Here is a 17,793-nt window from a genome sequence, read left to right on the forward strand (position 1 = left end):
AGTGATGATAAACGTTCCATTTTTTTAGATTCTATTCCTTTGTTTAGTGAGTCATGCGATACTGCAAAGATTTCCACGCTTTATCTTTTCCTTCACCTGTTTCAGATGAGAAATGAATTAATTCATCATTTGGATCTAAGTCCAGCGTTTCTCTCACTACTTTTAAGTGCTTTTGCCATTTTCCTTTAGGAATTTTATCAGCTTTCGTTGCAATAACCATAACGGGAAGGTCATGGTGCTTCAAAAACTCATACATCATAACGTCATCCTTTGAAGGAGCATGGCGTAGATCAACAATCATTAACACAGCTTTAAGCTGCTCACGATTTGTTAAATACGTTTCAATCATTTTCCCCCATGCTTCACGCTCTTTTTTAGACACTTTTGCAAACCCGTACCCAGGTACGTCTACAAAGTGAAGGATTTCATTAATTAAAAAGAAATTAAGCGTTTGAGTTTTTCCGGGCTTAGACGACGTACGCGCTAAGCTTTTGCGATTGAGCATCTTGTTAATAAAAGATGATTTTCCTACATTTGAACGGCCTGCTAACGCAAACTCTGGCAGGTTTTCTTTAGGATATTGTTCAGGGCGTACGGCACTGATAACAATATCGGCTTGAGTTACTTTCATTTTACCTCTCCTACTAGCGCATGTTCCAATACTTGGTCCACATGTGACACAAGAACGATGTCTAATTCCTCTTGTACACTGTCAGGAATATCTTCAATATCACGTTCATTATCATGAGGGATTAATATTTTAGTTAATCCGGCACGATGTGCACTAAGTGACTTTTCTTTTAAACCGCCGATTGGTAATACGCGACCTCTTAGTGTAATTTCTCCTGTCATTCCTACTTCTCTACGCACTGGTTTACCCGTTAGTGCTGATACTAGAGCAGTGGCAATGGTAATTCCTGCAGAAGGTCCATCCTTTGGTACAGCTCCTTCTGGAACATGGATATGAATATCATGTTTTTCATAAAACTTTTCATCAATTCCTAGTTTCTCTGCATTTGAACGCACGTAGCTAAATGCTGCCTGAGCTGATTCTTTCATCACGTCTCCAAGTTTTCCAGTTAGCACTAGTCTTCCTTTACCAGGGGACAAGCTTACTTCAATGGCTAGCGTGTCTCCTCCTACAGTTGTGTAAGCAAGACCTGTAGCAACGCCGACTTGATCTTCCGTCTCAGCCTGTCCGTAACGGAACCTAGGCTTGCCAAGGAATTCTTCAAGCGTTTTGGCCGTCACCACCACGCGTTTTTTCTCGCCAGAGACTACGATACGAGCTGCTTTTCGACAAATGGAAGCAATTTCGCGTTCAAGGTTACGAACACCCGCTTCTCTCGTATATAAACGGATGATTGCTGTTAACGCGTCATCGCGAATCTGCAAATTGCCCTTTTGCAATCCGTGATTTTCTAGTTGGCGCAGCAATAGGTGACGCTTCGCGATTTCAAGTTTTTCCAGCTCCGTGTAACCAGCAATTTGAATAATTTCCATTCGATCGCGCAGCGGCCCCGGAATCGTAGCTAAGTTATTGGCTGTAGCCACGAACATCACTTTTGATAAATCATACGTTTCTTCTATATAGTGATCGCTGAAATTATGGTTTTGTTCAGGATCCAATACTTCTAACAAAGCAGAAGACGGGTCTCCACGGAAATCATTTGACATTTTATCGATTTCATCAAGCAGAAATACCGGATTAATCGTTCCTGCTTTTTTCATTCCTTGAATAATGCGTCCAGGCATAGCTCCCACGTACGTGCGACGATGACCGCGGATTTCTGACTCATCTCTCACGCCGCCTAGAGACACTCGTACAAAATGACGATCTAGAGACGTGGCAATTGAACGGGCTAGGGATGTTTTCCCTACGCCAGGAGGTCCTGCTAAACATAAAATAGGGCCTTTAAGAGATTTTGTCAACTGCTGCACAGCTAGATATTCTAATACGCGTTCCTTCACTTTTTCAAGGCCATAGTGCTCATCGTTCAGCACTTGTTCAGCATTATGAATATTGAGCGTATCTTCCGTTTCATTTGTCCAAGGTAGCGCAATCAACCACTCGATATAATTTCGAATGACTGAGCTTTCAGCGGAGGTAGCAGGAATTTTTTCATAGCGATCCAATTCTTTAAACGCCACTTGTTTGACATGGTCCGTCATCCCACTTGCTTCAATTTTTTCGCGAAGTGTTGCTACTTCTCCTGTCTTTCCTTCTTTGTCTCCAAGCTCTTTTTGAATCGCCTTCATTTGCTCACGAAGATAATACTCTTTCTGAGTGCGTTCCATTGATTTCTTTACACGCTGTCCAATTTTTTTCTCCAGCTGCAAAACTTCTTGCTCGTCTTGAATATGAGAAATGATCGTATTTAATCTTTCCTTCACATCAGTTATTTCTAAAATTTCTTGTTTAAGCTGAATTTTTATTGGTAAATGAGAGGCTACAATATCCGCTAATCTTCCTGGTTCTTCAATGTCGCTTACGGTTGAAAGAGTTTCAACGGACACCTTTTTGGAAAGTTTTATGTATTGTTCGAAATAGTCTAAAAGCGTGCGCATCAGCGCTTTATCTTCTACATCAACCTGATGTTCTTCGTTTTGCTTTTCCACGTGCACAACAAAATATTCTTCGCTGTCTTCAAATTCTGTAACGGTTACGCGATTTAATCCTTCTACTAAGACGCGCATCGTTCCATTCGGCAGCTTTAGCATTTGTTTAATTTTTGCTAACGTACCGGTTCTATATAAATCCTCTTTTGTTGGCTCATCGATACCCATATCTTTTTGTGATACTAAACAAACTAAGTGATCATCCATCATTGCTTTTTCTAATGCTTGCACAGATTTATCTCGCCCAACATCTAAATGAAGCACCATTGTCGGATAGACGATCAAACCTCGTAAAGGCAATAGCGGCATTGTCAATTTTTCTTTTTCTGCCATGCAATGAACACCTCCAATGCTCGTCAATTAAAGTATGTAAAGTGTGAATTCTTTTAACAATTTTATCTCATTTGTATACACATGTCTAACAATAGTAATTACTAATTGTACCATGAGAAAGAATTAAAAGGCAAAACATATCTTTTTAAGCTCTTTTCATAAAAAAACGCCTTTTTCGTTGGCTGTGTATAAAGGTTTTATACGCGAAAAAGGCGATGAATATTCATCTGACCATTAATTTTTAATTATCATGATAGAATTAGCTAGATTCTCTATTTGAAATAGCTGGATCTACCGACAAATGTGCAACATGCTCATGTACAGACAATAGCGCTTGTTCAAACACCTCTGTTAAATGATGGACAGGAATAATATCGATACCTTTTACCTTTTCTACCATTGCATTCATATTTTCCTTTGGCACAATCACCGTCTGAACGCCTGCTTGTTTTGCTGCCTTGATTTTTGGAATCACACCGCCAATTGGCTTTACGTTGCCGTGCAGACCAATTTCTCCTGTCATTGCTACCGTATGTTTAATTGGCACTTCATAAATCGCTGAGTAGATCCCTGTTGCCATCGCAATACCAGCAGAAGGTCCATCAATTGGCACGCCTCCCGGAAAGTTTACATGAATATCATACTCATCGGCTGGAACATCCATTGAACGAAGAACCGTTATGACATTTTCAATTGAGCTTTTAGCCATACTTTTACGGCGAATAGACTTCCCTTGAGTCCCTATACTTTCCTCTTCAACGATACCTGTAATAATAATGTTCCCTTTCTCTTTTGCAGGAATCGCTTTGACTTCAATTTCTAAAAGTGCTCCAGAGTTGGGCCCGTACACTGCTAATCCATTAATAAGTCCCACTTTTTCCTCATCTGCAATTTTCGGATCGTGCCTTGGAGATAGTTGACTAGAATGAACAATCCATTCAATATCTTCATTTTTAATGTCCGTTCGTTCCTCTGATATCGCTAATCCAGCCGCAATTTGCATCATATTAACCGTTTCACGTCCATTGCGTGCATATGTAGAAAACAGAGATAAACCTTCTTCTGATATATCCATTCTTACTTTATTTGCTGCTTTTTTTGCAACTGTAATAATTTCGTCGCGATCAAGCTCACGGAAAAATACCTCTACGCATCTGGAACGAATGGCAGGCGGAATTTCATTAGGCGTTCTAGTCGTCGCACCAATCAAACGAAAGTCTGCTGGCAACCCATTTTGAAAAATATCGTGAATATGTGTTGGGATTTGTGTGTTTTCTTCGCTGTAATAGGCGCTTTCCATAAACACTTTTCGATCTTCTAGAACCTTTAACAGCTTATTCATCTGAATAGGATGGAGCTCTCCAATTTCATCAATAAATAAAATCCCCCCGTGTGCATCTGTAACCGCTCCTTGTTTTGGCTGCGGAATTCCAGCTTGGCCCATGGCACCTGCTCCTTGGTAAATAGGATCATGAACAGACCCAATCAAAGGATCAGCAATGCCTCGCTCATCAAAACGCGCCGTAGTTGCATCTAACTCTACAAATACAGCCGATTGTTTGAAAGGTGATTTTTTATTTTTTTTTGCTTCTTCTAACACTAGACGTGCTGCTGCGGTTTTTCCTACTCCAGGCGGCCCATATACAATCACGTGCTGTGGATTAGGGCCGCAAAGGGCCGCCTTTAGTGACCGAATTCCATCCTCTTGTCCGACAATATCGGAGAAGCTAGACGGCCTCACACGTTCGGCAAGCGGCTCAGTTAAAGAGATGGCTCTCATTTTCTGCAATTGCTCCATTTCTTTCTTTGAATCCCGGTCAATTGAGACTTTTTGCGTACGCTGATTGCGTAATAAATTCCAAAAATATAAGCCAATGATGATACCAAAAAAGAGTTGGACCATTAAGGCAATATTCGTCCAGTTCATAGATAAACCTCCTGCGCAGTTTAGTAAGATAATTATCAGTTATTATCTCCCTGCAGCAGTAGGAATAAACAAGATTCTAGTAAAAAGTAAAATTTAGTTGTGCTTCATCAACAAAAAAAAGCCGGGTACTCAAATTGAGTACCCGGCTTTTTTATGCTGATGTTTTGCTGCCTTCTTGAATAGTAGATCCGTCTTCTAATACGAACTTAGGAGCCGCTTGATCACGAACAGTTTCACCTGTGATAATACATTTTGTAATATCATCACGTGAAGGAAGATCAAACATTACATCTAACATAATACCTTCAATGATTGAACGTAGACCACGAGCACCTGTTTTACGCTCGATTGCTTTTTTAGAAATTTCTACTAAAGCCTCGTCTTCGAACTCAAGTTCAACGTCATCAAGTTCAAGCATTTTTTGATATTGTTTCACTAGTGCATTTTTCGGTTTTGTTAAAATCTCAACTAGCGCTTCTTCATCAAGAGGCACTAAGCTAGCAGTAACCGGTAAACGACCAATAAACTCTGGAATTAAACCAAATTTCAATAAATCTTCCGGTAATACTTTTGCTAGTAACTCTTTTTCTGTAAAGTCTTGTTGTTTTGTTTCTGAACCGAAACCAATTACTTTTTTACCTAGACGACGCTTAATAATAGGTTCGATTCCGTCAAATGCACCACCGCAAATAAATAAGATATTTGTTGTATCAATTTGAATAAATTCTTGATGAGGGTGTTTGCGTCCACCTTGAGGAGGAACGCTTGCTACAGTACCTTCTAAGATTTTAAGAAGAGCCTGCTGCACACCTTCACCTGATACATCACGTGTAATAGATGGATTTTCAGACTTACGCGCTACTTTATCAATTTCATCGATGTAGATGATGCCTTTTTCAGCTTTCTCCACATCGTAATCAGCTGATTGAATTAATTTTAATAAGATGTTTTCAACATCTTCTCCTACATAACCCGCTTCTGTTAGAGATGTTGCATCTGCAATCGCAAACGGTACGTTTAAAATACGAGCCAATGTTTGAGCTAGTAAAGTTTTACCGCTTCCTGTAGGTCCAATTAATGCAATATTACTTTTTGATAACTCAACGTCATCAATTTTACTGTTTGAATTGATTCGTTTGTAATGGTTGTATACCGCAACGGATAACGATTTTTTCGCATCCTCTTGACCAATTACATACTCATCTAAAATGTCACGAATTTCTTTTGGTTTTGGTACATCTTTAAATTCTACTTCTTCTTCTGTACCTAACTCTTCTTCTACGATTTCCGTGCAAAGTTCAATACATTCATCGCATATGTAAACACCTGGACCCGCAACTAACTTGCGTACTTGTTCTTGTGTTTTACCACAAAATGAGCATTTTAACTGCCCTTTTTCATCGTTAAATTTAAACATAATTTTCACCCCTTGTAGTATTTACTAAAGTGCTCGAAGCTGATTTCTATCCGCGCTATAGCCCAACAACATGAACAACTCATCTATTTGTAGGTAAATGCCCCTCTTTATTACATAGTAAAAGCGCTATGAAAAGATTTGTATTGCATTTTACCATACATTTTCTTGAATAGATACTAAAACGTTTTATGTATATGTTGTTGATGAGCATAACAGAATGGAGATCTGCTATTATATAGTGTCCTCTTATTGGGCCTATTTCATAACCACGGATTTCAAACAATGGGTTAAAGCTGCTTCTACGGTGTTGGTTATGATATAAAAAAACTATTGAAGTTTATAAAACAAGGCACGATCAAGTCGCGCCTTGTTTCTTACTTACTATTATGCAACAGCTTTGCTGTTTTCTACAAGAAATTCAACTGCTTTACGTACTTTCATGTCTTCTTTAATGCTATCAAGACTGCCAAGCACTTTCTTAATTTCTTCGACAGGCATGTTGTACATTCCTGCCATGTTTTCTAATTCTTTTTCTACTTCTTCTTCGCTTACTTCAAGATTTTCAGCTTTTGAAATAGCTTCTAGCGTTAAGTTGATTTTCACACGCTTTTCAGCATCCGGACGCATTTGGTCGCGAAGAGCTTTTTCATCTTGACCTGAGAATTGGAAGTAAAGTTCAAGGTTAAGACCTTGCATTTGTAAACGTTGTTCAAACTCTTGCATCATACGATCCATTTCAGTGTTGAACATTGCTTCTGGAATTTCTACTTCAGCATTTTCAGCAGCTTTTTCTACTAAAGTGTCGCGAAGAGCTGATTCCGCTTGATTCTCTTTATCGCTTTGTAATTTTTCTTTTGTTTTTGCTTTTAACGCTTCTAAAGTTTCTACTTCTTCATCTACGTCTTTTGCAAACTCATCGTCTAAAGCTGGAAGCTCTTTAGATTTGATTTCGTGTAATTTCACTTTGAATTTAGCAGCTTTACCAGCTAGCTCTTCAGCGTGATACTCTTCAGGGAATGTTACTTCCACTTCTTTTTCAGCGCCTACTTCAAGACCAACTAGTTGCTCTTCAAAGCCAGGGATGAATGTGTTAGAACCGATTTCTAAAGAATAGTTTTCGCCTTTTCCGCCTTCGAATGCTTCGCCATCAACGAAACCTTCAAAGTCGATTACAGCTGTATCACCTTCAGCTACAGTTCCTTCTTCTTTAACAACTAGTTCAGCGTGACGCTCTTGAAGTGTTTTTAATTCAGCTTCAACGTCTTCGTCTGTTACAGTTGTATCTACTTTTTCTACTTCTAAGTTTTTGTATTCGCCTAATTTAACTTCAGGCTTAACAGTTACTTTAGCAGTGAAAACTAGAGGTTGTCCTTTTTCGATTGTTTCAACATCGATTTCTGGACGATCAACCGGCTCGATACCAGCTTCAACAATTGCATTGCTGTAAGCTTCAGGTAATAAGATATCTAGTGCATCTTGGTATAAAGATTCTACGCCAAAACGTTTTTCGAAAAGTGGACGAGGCATTTTACCTTTACGGAACCCTGGTACGTTTACTTGTTTTACAACTTTTGTGAATGCTTTATCTAAGGCTTTATCAAACTCAGCAGCTTCAACTTCTACTGTTAAAACGCCTTGATTTCCTTCTTGTTTTTCCCATTTTGCAGACATGAATGTTTCCCTCCAAAATCATTTTAAGTAGTGATTTCTAAACTAGATAATGCAGATAGCCTATCAGTTCAACCCTCAATCATTATCTATTTAACTCCCTATTACTTTAAAGTAAGTAGGAATGTAATGTAAAGATGAAATTCTACTATACGTATTTAAGTGCATTTTACAACCATTATATTATAACATACAACAATGACGTTTCAACTAAACACCACATTTTATATAAAAGAAATTTCTTCAATTTCTTTTAGCTCTTTAATTGCCTTTCTTAATTCAGCTGCGGAGAAACTTCCATCTTCCTCTGCTACAGCTACATCTGACTCTTCTCCTTGCATCATCAGACTAACAGCATACACCGCTTCTGTCCAAAGTTTTACATTATCACCCGGTAAAAACGGAAATGTAATAAATAAATGACGCTGCCATATTTCAACGGCAACCTGCAGCAATGTAGGATTTTCATGCTCCAGCTTTTCCGTCAGCTGCGCTTCTACTTGCTCGGCAAACAAATACGGTGTTGTTCGTTGAAGCTGAAGCGCATTTACTTTTTTCGTCTCTCCAAACTTACTAATCATAAAATCAATGTCTACTTCTTCTTCCATGACTGTTTTTAAAGCGACTGTTTTTACGATAGGGTGAACAGCTTCAGATGAAAATAGCTGTTCCAGAAAGAAGCGCTGCTTTTCAATTCTCTTTGTTTTTAATGAATGAACCCATTCAAGCTGATCTTGAATATTGTCTAGAGCTGTGAATGATTTAAACTGCTCTAGCTGTTCTTCTTCTGTTTGTTCTTCTATGACTTGTTCTTGATTCATTCTATTCTTGCAGAACTCCAATAGCTGATAAAGCTGTTCAGCATGTTCAGAAGGGAGTTTGTGTTCTTGAATAACTGCTTGTAGAGTGACATATCCTTCATGATAGTGACCAAGCTGAATTAACACCATGAGGTACATTTGCAAATTATGATAATAATCGCCAATATCTTCTTTCAGCATTTGCTCACACAATTCTTTAGCTATTCCTGCATCACCGAGCTCCACGTGACAAATAACAAGACCAAGTAAAATTTCATGATGCTTATTATCAAGTTCATAGGCCTGCTCAAATAAAGGAAGTGCTTCTTGAAACTGCTTGTGCTGCATATGATCTGTAGCTTTTTCAACCAACCGTTCTTTTAATAGAGGAAAAGCTACAATTTTGTTTTGTTGTTCATTCGACATGTTTTCTCCCCACTTCGCGGTCCATTTGCTTTACAGTTTAGCAATTCGGTTAACGGAACGCAAAAAAATCGAGCAAAATCATCATTTTGCTCGATTTTTGGTTAATATCTTACCGTTTTTGCTTCATAAGCAGAAATGTCGTCTTCAAAAGAAAGCGTATAGCCAATTTCATCATATCCGTTAAAAAGCATATATTTCCAATGGCCATTGATATCAAACGTACGTTCAAAGCCTGCTTCATCGGTAATTTTTTGCTGATGAAGATCGATTGTACAGGCGTAAGAAGCACTTTGAGACTCTTTCATTAAATAGGAAACATCTTCTTTTGGTAAAACAATAGGTAAAATACCATTTTTTAGACAGTTTTGTTTAAAAATATCCGCAAATGAAGGTGCGATAATGGCACGAAACCCATAGTCTAAAAGCGCCCATGGCGCGTGTTCACGTGACGAACCACATCCGAAGTTCTCGTCAGCTACAAGAATTGTTGCTCCTTGATTTTGAGGCTGATTTAATTCAAACGTTTCATTTAACGTTTCATCTTCATTATATCGCCAATCAAAAAATAGAAATTGGCCAAACCCAGTACGCTCAATTCTTTTCAAAAATTGCTTTGGGATAATTTGATCAGTATCTACGTTTGCTCGGTCGAGACCTGCTACTTTCCCTGTGTGGATTGTAAAAGCATTCATCTGTGTTCTCCTCCTTATCGCACCGCTTGTTCTTGTAGTTTGCGCACATCAACAAAATGTCCATATACCGCTGCCGCTGCTGCCATTACCGGGCTTACTAAATGCGTTCTGGCGCCTTTTCCTTGACGTCCTTCAAAATTGCGGTTAGAAGTGGACGCACAGTGTTCGCCTTGTGGAACTAAGTCAGAGTTCATACCTAGACACATGCTGCAGCCTGAGTCTCTCCAATCAAAACCTGCTTCAATAAAAATAGCAGATAACCCTTCTTCTTCAGCCACTCGCTTTACTTTTTGAGAACCTGGTACAATGATCGCTCGCACATCTGGTGACACTTTCTTTCCTTTAATAAAGGCTGCCACGTCACGAAGATCAGACAAACGAGCATTCGTACATGAACCGATAAATACATGCTGAACTGGAATCTCTTCTATTGCCATGCCAGGCTGTAAGCCCATATACTCAAGTGCTCGTGACAAAGACTTTCTCTCAGCTTCTGTTTTACACTCTTCTAATGTAGGAACTTGCTTGCTAACATAAGAACTCATCGCCGGGTTTGTTCCCCATGTTACAACAGGTTCAATTGTATCTGCATCAATTTCCAGCGTTTCATCGTACGTTGCACCTTCATCTGTTGCTAAAGCTGCCCAAGCTTCCACTGCTTTTTCAAACTGTTCTCCTTTAGGAGCATACTGACGTCCTTTAATATAAGAGAACGTGACATCGTCTGGACTGATTAAACCAGCTTTTGCACCGGCTTCAATAGACATATTACAAATGGTCATGCGCTCTTCCATTGAAAGATCGCGAATACATTCGCCCGTAAATTCCACGATTGAACCCGTTCCAAAATTCACGCCGAATTTTTGAATTATTGCTAACACAATGTCCTTAGCATAAACGCCAGGCTGCTTTTTGCCATTCACTTTCACTTGTAGCGTTTTTGGTTTCGCTTGCCATAGCGTTTGTGTTGCTAAAACATGCTCTACCTCACTCGTTCCTATCCCAAAAGCAAGCGCTCCAAATGCACCGTGAGTAGATGTATGACTATCTCCGCACACAATGGTTTTTCCAGGCTGAGTTAATCCTAATTCCGGTCCAATGATATGCACAATTCCTTGCTCTTCACTTGTTAAATCTAAAAGCTTCACACCAAACTCATGACAGTTTTCAGATAGTTTGTCTACTTGTTTCTTTGCAATTGGATCTTTAATATTAAAACGGTCAACCGTTGGAATGTTGTGATCCATTGTAGCAAACGTTAAGTCTGGACGCTTCACTTGGCGATTTGCCACGCGAAGACCTTCAAATGCTTGAGGAGACGTTACTTCATGAATAAGATGAAGATCGATATATAATAAGTCCGGCTTCCCCTCTTCTCGACGTACAACATGTTGTTCCCAAAGCTTATCAATAATTGTTTTTGGTTTCATACTGCTCCTCCTTTCTGATTATGAAAAACGTTTCTCACAAAACGTGAGAAACGCATGATTAACTGTAAGCTGTCATAATGCTTGAAATGGCAGAATCATTGGCAATTACCGCAGTTATCGCCTCCACCATTTTATCGGTACCTAAATAATGATTACCGTCTGCTAAGTCAGCTGTTCGATGACCTGCATGTAATACACTTTCAACTGCTTGTTCAATCACTGCTGCTTCTTTTTCTAATCCAAACGAATGTCTAAGCAACATTGCTGCAGATAAAATAGCAGCAATCGGATTAGCTTTGTTTTGACCAGCAATATCTGGTGCAGAACCGTGAACCGGTTCGTATAGAGACGGACCATCAGCCGTTAAGCTCGCAGATGGCAACATTCCTAACGATCCTGTCAGCATAGAAGCCTCATCACTCAAAATATCACCAAACATATTTTCAGTTACCACTACATCAAAATACTTCGGATTACGAATTAACTGCATAGCAGCTGAATCTACAAGCATATGCTCAAGCTCTACATCCGGGTAGTCTTTTGCTACTTCTTCAGCTACTTCACGCCACACTCTACTAGACTCAAGCACATTCGCTTTATCAACAGACGTTACTTTTTTACGTCGATTTACAGCCGTATCAAATGCTTGGCGAATAATTCTTTCTATTTCTGTACGCTTATAAAATAATGTGTCGACAACTGTTTCTTCATTTCCTTCTGTTCGACGCTCGCTAGGCTTACCAAAATATAAGCCTCCTGTTAGCTCACGGACGATAATGAAGTCAACACCTTCAATGTATTCTTTTTTCAGAGGAGAGGCATCCGCTAAGCTATCATAAAACGTCACCGGACGAAGATTAGCATATAAATCCAGTTCTTTTCGAATAGCTAGCAAACCTTTTTCCGGTCGCAAATGTGAAGGGTTACGATCCCATTTTGGCCCTCCAACCGATCCAAGTAATACAGCATCCGCCTGCTTACAAGTCTCAATTGTACTTTCTGGAAGAGGTGTGCCCGCCTCATCAATTGCAGCTCCGCCAATTAGTCCATACGTAAACTCAAATTGATGATCAAAGCGCTCTCCAATTGCTTTTAAAACAGCAACAGCGCCTTTTGTTACTTCTGTTCCTACGCCGTCACCCGGTAATACAGCGACTTTTTTTGTCATGGTGGTCTCTCCCTTCAGTTCACATTACTTCTTGCTTTGTACGATGCTGCTGAATAGCAATTAAACGATTAATGGCGTTCAGATATGCTTTCGCTGACGATTCTAATACGTCAAATGCTACTCCGCGTCCGCTTGCTTCAGTTCCTTCGCTTTCAACCTTCACAAATACTTCAGCCAGTGCGTCCGGCCCACCGTTAATAGACTGAATACGATAGTCTAATAGTTTTACATCTTGTTCAACACAGCGCTGCAGCGTATTATAGATAGCTTCCACGCTTCCAGATCCCGTAGCTGCTTCTTGAATCTCTTCGCCGTTTTCTTTGCGAAGCGTAATCGTAGCCGTTGGAATATTGTTCGTACCATACTGAACTTGCAGACTTTCAAGCTTATATTCACTGTCTTTGCTAACTTGCTTTTGAATGACTAATGCCAATAAATCATCATCGGTAATGTCTTTTTTCTTATCTGCTAAGTCTTTAAACTTCTCAAAAAGCACGTTTGCTTCTGTATCTTCCAATGTGAATCCAAGCTCTACTAAGCGTGTACGGAACGCATGACGGCCTGAGTGTTTACCAAGCACAATTGGATTTTGTTTAACACCCACAAGTTCTGGGGAAATAATCTCATATGTTAACGGATTTTTTAAGACGCCATCTTGGTGAATACCTGATTCATGAGCAAAAGCATTTTTTCCGACAATTGCTTTATTTGGTGCAATATTCATTCCGGTAAGCTTACTGATAATGTCACTCGTACGCTTAATTTCAGGCAAGATAAGACCTGTGCTCGCTTGATAGAAATCTTGACGGACATGAAGCGCAAGTGCTACTTCTTCAAGTGCTGCGTTACCCGCACGTTCTCCGATTCCGTTAATCGTTCCTTCAATTTGAGTAGCTCCTGCTTCAATCGCAGCCATTGAATTGGCCACAGCTAGCCCTAAGTCATCGTGACAGTGAGCTGACAAATCAACTTTATGAATATTTGACACGTGTTCTTTTAAGTAATTAAATACTGATTGATAGTCACCAGGAGTGATAAATCCTACTGTATCTGGAATATTAACGACTTTTGCACCAGCATCAATAACGGCTTCTACAATTCTAGCTAAAAACGGTAAATCTGTTCGACATGCATCTTCAGCAGACCATTGAACAACCGGGAATTTTTTACTTGCGTACTTCACCATTTCCACTGCTGTTTCAAGTACTTCATCAGGTGTTTTTTTCAATTTATGCTGCATATGAATTTCGGAAGTAGCGATAAAAACATGCAGTCTTGGTTCTGCACTTTCTTTTAACGCTTCCCATGCAATGTCAATATCTTTTGTAACAGACCTTGCAAGGCCTGTTACAGAAGAATTTTTGACAATAGACGCAATTTCTTTTACGGATTGAAAATCACCTTTTGAAGAAGCGGGAAATCCGGCTTCAATGATGTCGATACCTAATCGCTCTAACTGCTTAGCAATTTCAAGCTTTTCTTGTAGGTTCAAATTGACTCCAGGTGACTGTTCACCATCGCGTAGCGTCGTGTCAAATAGTTTAATTTTTTGCACTAGCGATCACCGCTTCTTTCTTTTGTTTTTTAACAAATGGCATCATTTCACGTAATTGAGCGCCAACTTTTTCAATTAAATGTTCGTTTTCACGGTTATTGATAGCTGTAAATTCCGGACGATTTGCTTGGTTTTCTAGGATCCAGCCTTTTGCAAATTTACCTGTTTGGATATCTTCAAGCACTTTTTTCATTTGTTCTTTTGAACGCTCATCTACAACGCGTGGTCCTGAAACGAAGTCACCCCATTGAGCTGTATCAGAGATTGAATAACGCATGCCTTCCATTCCGCCTTCATACATAAGGTCAACAATTAATTTTAATTCGTGTAAACACTCAAAATATGCAACTTCCGGTTGGTAGCCAGCTTCTACAAGCGTTTCAAAACCAGCTTTAACTAATGAAGTTAAACCACCGCAAAGTACTGCTTGCTCACCGAAAAGATCTGTTTCTGTTTCTTCTTTAAATGTTGTTTCTAACACACCCGCACGAGCTGAACCGATTGCTTTAGCATAAGCTAACGCTACGTCTTTTGCTTCTCCAGTTACATCTTGGAATACTGCGAATAACGCCGGTACGCCAGCTCCTTCTTCATACGTTCTTCTTACAAGGTGACCAGGACCTTTTGGAGCTACTAAGAATACGTCAACGAATTCAGGTGCTACGATTTGGTTAAAGTGAATGTTGAAACCGTGAGCAAATACTAAAGATTTTCCTGGTTTTAGTCCTGGAAGAATTTCTTCGTTATAAACTTTTGGCTGATACTCATCTGGAAGTAATACCATTACTACTTCTGCTTGTTGAACTGCATCTTTTACAGATAATACAGTGAAACCGTCTTGCTCTGCTTGGTCCCATGATTTACCTTTACGTAATCCTACTACCACGTTTACTCCGCTGTCGCGTAAGTTTTGTGCATGGGCATGACCTTGTGAACCATAGCCTACGATTGCTACTGTTTTACCTTGTAATAATTGATCCTTTGCATCTCCGTTATAATATACCTTTGTCATAATAAATCTCTCCTCTTAGTTTATATAGTTTTATATAGTTTACTTGGTTAGTAACTAGCTAGAATTAAATGATTGATGAAAGTTTGGCTGCCGCTTTTTGCGTACCGCGCGGAACAGCTACTGTTCCCGTGCGCGTTACTTCTTTTAATCCATAAGGCTGAAGCAGATCAATCATCGCTTCAATCTTGCTGGATTCACCTGTTACTTGAATAATCAAGCTGTCGCGGCTTACATCAATGATGGTTGCACGGAAAGGTTCAATTACTGCATAAAGTTCGTTACGGCTCGCTGGCGTAGAGGCTACTTTCATTAAAGCAAGCTCTCTTGATACCACCGCTTGATCCGTAATATCTTGAACCTTCAACACGTCAATCTGCTTATTTAACTGCTTAATCACTTGTTCAGCAGCGTTATCATGCTCTACGTTCACAACAAATGTCATGCGTGATACATCTTCAGATTCAGTGTGACCTACCGAAATACTCTCAATATTGAAATTTCTTTTTGTAAATAACCCCGTCACGCGATTTAATACGCCCGCACGGTTTAATACAGTTGCTGTAATAATTCGCTTCATGGTTTCACCCCTACCATTTCATGTAATCCTTTTCCAGGTGCAACCATTGGATATACGTTTTCTTTAGGTGCGACAAAGAAATTTAGTAGAACAGGTCCATCTGTTTCCATTGCTTCTTTCAAAGCCGCATGCGCTTCTTCTTCAGTAGAAGCTTGTAAACCTTTGATATCATAAGCTTCTGCAAGCTTCATTAAATTAGGCTGATTCGGAATTAAAGAGTGTGAGTAGCGTTCTTCATAGAAGATTTCTTGCCACTGACGAACCATACCAAGCGACTGATTGTTAAGTACAACCACTTTTACAGGTAAATTTAATTCTCTAATAACTCCTAATTCTTGAAGCGTCATTTGAAATCCACCGTCACCAACGACTGCTACAACTGTTTTATCTTTGTTTGCCAGCTGAGCGCCGATTGCAGAAGGTAATCCAAAGCCCATAGTGCCAAGACCACCTGAAGTTACCCATCGATCTGGATTATTAAATGTGTAGTATTGAGCTACCCACATTTGATGTTGCCCAACGTCCGTTGTAACCACGGCATCTCCATTTGTATACTTGTGAAGCAACTCAACTACTTTTTGTGGTTTTAACACGTCCGCTGAGTTCTGATACCATAATGGATATTCTTGCTTCCACGCCGCTAATTTCTCATGCCATTTCGTATAATCTCCAACTTCTCCTTCTTGCAGAAGCAATTGCTTCAATACTTCTTTTGCATCTCCAACAATTGGAATCTTGGTTGGAACATTCTTTCCAATTTCCGCTGGGTCGATGTCAATGTGCGCAATTTTTGCATTTGGTGCAAAATGCTTTAAGTTACCTGTTACTCGGTCATCAAAGCGTGCACCGATACTAATGAGAAGATCACTCTCATAAATTGCCATGTTTGCTGTGTACGTTCCGTGCATGCCAGCCATTCCTAAATGAAGCGGATGATCTGCAGGAAAACAGCCCAATCCTAAAAGCGTATTAATAACGGGAATATTTTGACGCTCAGCATAATTTTTTAATTCTTCTGAACCTTTACTCAATAGCACTCCCGCACCTGCTAGGATAACAGGTTGTTTTGCAGCTGCTACTGCGTCTGTTAATTTTTTAACCTGCAGCTGATTTGGAAAATAAGTTGGCTGATAGCCAGGTAAATCAATTTCTCCTTCGTAATTAAATGTTCCATCACCCTGTGCCATATCTTTTGGAATGTCGATTAAGACTGGACCAGGTCTTCCTGTTGTCGCAATATGAAATGCCTCTTTGATGATTCTCGGCATATCGCTGATATTGCGTACTTGATAGCTATGTTTTGTAATTGGCATTGTGATCCCTAATACATCTGCTTCTTGGAACGCGTCAGAACCAATTACACTTGAAGCTACTTGACCAGTAAAAACAACTAAAGGAAGTGAGTCAATCATCGCATCTGCCAAACCTGTTACGATATTTGTTGCACCAGGACCACTTGTTGCGATAACTACACCGGGTTTGCCTGAAATTCTTGCGTACCCTTCTGCTGCGTGAATTCCACCTTGTTCGTGACGAGCAAGTACGTGAAACATTCCTGAACCATATAGCTTATCGTAAATCGGTAAAACGGCTCCCCCTGGGTAACCGAAGATGACGTCAACATTTTCTCTTCTTAGAGATTCAATCAACATGTCAGCTCCATTCATTTGTGCCCCAGTGCTTACAGGTTCTTTCGTTTGCATATTGGCTCCCACTTTTCTCATCCTTTCGTTTTCTAGATAAAAGAAAAAAGACTTCTCACCCCTAAATAGACCCTATCAAATGATATAGGTCAAGGGGCGAAAAGTCTTTTGTACTTTACGCGGTACCACCCTCGTTTGTAATCGTAATGATTACCTTATGAATGTATACTGTACATTCTTTTTGATAACGAGTGCTTTGGAAGTACACTCGGTCGCCCTTACTTAATTTCAGGGTGACACTCTGAGGTGAGTTCATTTTGAGTTGGTAACATCGGCTTCCAGCAACCCGACTCTCTGTTGATACCTAAACATCAAAACTACTTATCCTCTTCAACGTTTTAAAACGCTATATGCTTTTTGAACAATGCTTTACACATCATATTTTAAATTAATTACAATTAATTAAAATTTTTAGAAAACTTATATTTGAGGACTATCTTACGCCCATTTCTATGCATAGTCAACC

General features: G+C 39.6%; 13 protein-coding genes and 1 other annotated feature. All 13 genes read right to left on the minus strand.

Annotation, left to right across the window (positions count from 1 at the left end; translation table 11 throughout):
• Positions 1 to 43: 43 nt before the first annotated feature.
• Positions 44 to 631 (minus strand): ribosome biogenesis GTP-binding protein YihA/YsxC, encoded by a 588-nt coding sequence (yihA, locus tag ACFX4R_RS15190; RefSeq protein WP_013059364.1) that lies wholly within the window; start codon positions 629 to 631, stop codon positions 44 to 46.
• Positions 628 to 2,952, minus strand: coding sequence for an endopeptidase La (lon, locus tag ACFX4R_RS15195; RefSeq protein ID WP_016765665.1), 2,325 nt, complete (start codon positions 2,950 to 2,952; stop codon positions 628 to 630). Before lon ends, yihA begins: the two co-directional genes overlap by 4 nt.
• A 259-nt stretch (positions 2,953 to 3,211) precedes the next feature.
• Positions 3,212 to 4,879: an ATP-dependent protease LonB gene (gene lonB, locus ACFX4R_RS15200; protein ID WP_029320070.1), complete on the minus strand. Its 1,668-nt coding sequence runs from the start codon at positions 4,877 to 4,879 to the stop codon at positions 3,212 to 3,214.
• A gap of 151 nt (positions 4,880 to 5,030) precedes the next feature.
• Positions 5,031 to 6,296 carry an ATP-dependent protease ATP-binding subunit ClpX gene (gene clpX, locus ACFX4R_RS15205; protein WP_013059367.1) on the minus strand — a complete coding sequence of 422 codons (1,266 nt, stop codon included), beginning with the start codon at positions 6,294 to 6,296 and terminating at the stop codon, positions 5,031 to 5,033.
• 384 nt (positions 6,297 to 6,680) lie between these two features.
• Complete coding sequence (gene tig, locus ACFX4R_RS15210; RefSeq protein ID WP_016765666.1) at positions 6,681 to 7,967, minus strand: trigger factor; 1,287 nt, start codon at positions 7,965 to 7,967, stop codon at positions 6,681 to 6,683.
• Positions 7,968 to 8,188: 221 nt separating this feature from the next.
• Positions 8,189 to 9,190, minus strand: coding sequence for a tetratricopeptide repeat protein (locus ACFX4R_RS15215; protein WP_043976072.1), 1,002 nt, complete (start codon positions 9,188 to 9,190; stop codon positions 8,189 to 8,191).
• 101 nt (positions 9,191 to 9,291) lie between these two features.
• Entirely contained in the window at positions 9,292 to 9,882 is a 591-nt protein-coding gene (gene leuD / locus ACFX4R_RS15220) for a 3-isopropylmalate dehydratase small subunit (RefSeq protein WP_162215004.1), read from the minus strand.
• A gap of 14 nt (positions 9,883 to 9,896) precedes the next feature.
• Positions 9,897 to 11,312, minus strand: a complete 1,416-nt coding sequence (gene leuC / locus ACFX4R_RS15225) for a 3-isopropylmalate dehydratase large subunit (protein WP_013059371.1) — start codon at positions 11,310 to 11,312, stop codon at positions 9,897 to 9,899.
• Between the two features lie 58 nt (positions 11,313 to 11,370).
• Positions 11,371 to 12,480 carry a 3-isopropylmalate dehydrogenase gene (gene leuB / locus ACFX4R_RS15230; RefSeq protein ID WP_013059372.1) on the minus strand — a complete coding sequence of 370 codons (1,110 nt, stop codon included), beginning with the start codon at positions 12,478 to 12,480 and terminating at the stop codon, positions 11,371 to 11,373.
• 19 nt (positions 12,481 to 12,499) lie between these two features.
• A complete protein-coding gene (locus tag ACFX4R_RS15235) occupies positions 12,500 to 14,035 on the minus strand; it encodes a 2-isopropylmalate synthase (protein WP_025750618.1) in 1,536 nt (511 codons plus the stop codon).
• On the minus strand, positions 14,022 to 15,047 hold the full coding sequence (gene ilvC, locus ACFX4R_RS15240) for a ketol-acid reductoisomerase (RefSeq protein WP_013085141.1): 1,026 nt from the start codon (positions 15,045 to 15,047) through the stop codon (positions 14,022 to 14,024). The genes ACFX4R_RS15235 and ilvC overlap by 14 nt, the downstream gene beginning before the upstream one ends.
• Positions 15,048 to 15,111: 64 nt before the next feature.
• Entirely contained in the window at positions 15,112 to 15,624 is a 513-nt protein-coding gene (ilvN, locus tag ACFX4R_RS15245; protein WP_013059375.1) for an acetolactate synthase small subunit, read from the minus strand.
• Positions 15,621 to 17,348, minus strand: a complete 1,728-nt coding sequence (gene ilvB / locus ACFX4R_RS15250) for an acetolactate synthase large subunit (protein WP_155660677.1) — start codon at positions 17,346 to 17,348, stop codon at positions 15,621 to 15,623. The genes ilvN and ilvB overlap by 4 nt, the downstream gene beginning before the upstream one ends.
• A gap of 68 nt (positions 17,349 to 17,416) precedes the next feature.
• Positions 17,417 to 17,670 (minus strand) — a binding site (T-box leader).
• Positions 17,671 to 17,793: the final 123 nt, after the last annotated feature.

This window comes from Priestia sp. YIM B13490 (assembly GCF_042787735.1).
In the GTDB taxonomy this organism is placed as follows: domain Bacteria; phylum Bacillota; class Bacilli; order Bacillales; family Bacillaceae_H; genus Priestia; species Priestia megaterium.

Coding starts and splice junctions, on each gene's coding strand:
- ACFX4R_RS15215 (WP_043976072.1), bottom strand. CDS start 9,190: ATGTCGAATGAACAACAAAACAAAATTGTAGCTTTTCCTCTATTAAAA.
- ilvN (WP_013059375.1), bottom strand. CDS start 15,624: ATGAAGCGAATTATTACAGCAACTGTATTAAACCGTGCGGGCGTATTA.
- lonB (WP_029320070.1), bottom strand. CDS start 4,879: ATGAACTGGACGAATATTGCCTTAATGGTCCAACTCTTTTTTGGTATC.
- leuD (WP_162215004.1), bottom strand. CDS start 9,882: ATGAATGCTTTTACAATCCACACAGGGAAAGTAGCAGGTCTCGACCGA.
- tig (WP_016765666.1), bottom strand. CDS start 7,967: ATGTCTGCAAAATGGGAAAAACAAGAAGGAAATCAAGGCGTTTTAACA.
- ilvC (WP_013085141.1), bottom strand. CDS start 15,047: ATGACAAAGGTATATTATAACGGAGATGCAAAGGATCAATTATTACAA.
- leuC (WP_013059371.1), bottom strand. CDS start 11,312: ATGAAACCAAAAACAATTATTGATAAGCTTTGGGAACAACATGTTGTA.
- yihA (WP_013059364.1), bottom strand. CDS start 631: ATGAAAGTAACTCAAGCCGATATTGTTATCAGTGCCGTACGCCCTGAA.
- clpX (WP_013059367.1), bottom strand. CDS start 6,296: ATGTTTAAATTTAACGATGAAAAAGGGCAGTTAAAATGCTCATTTTGT.
- leuB (WP_013059372.1), bottom strand. CDS start 12,480: ATGACAAAAAAAGTCGCTGTATTACCGGGTGACGGCGTAGGAACAGAA.
- ilvB (WP_155660677.1), bottom strand. CDS start 17,348: ATGAGAAAAGTGGGAGCCAATATGCAAACGAAAGAACCTGTAAGCACT.
- lon (WP_016765665.1), bottom strand. CDS start 2,952: ATGGCAGAAAAAGAAAAATTGACAATGCCGCTATTGCCTTTACGAGGT.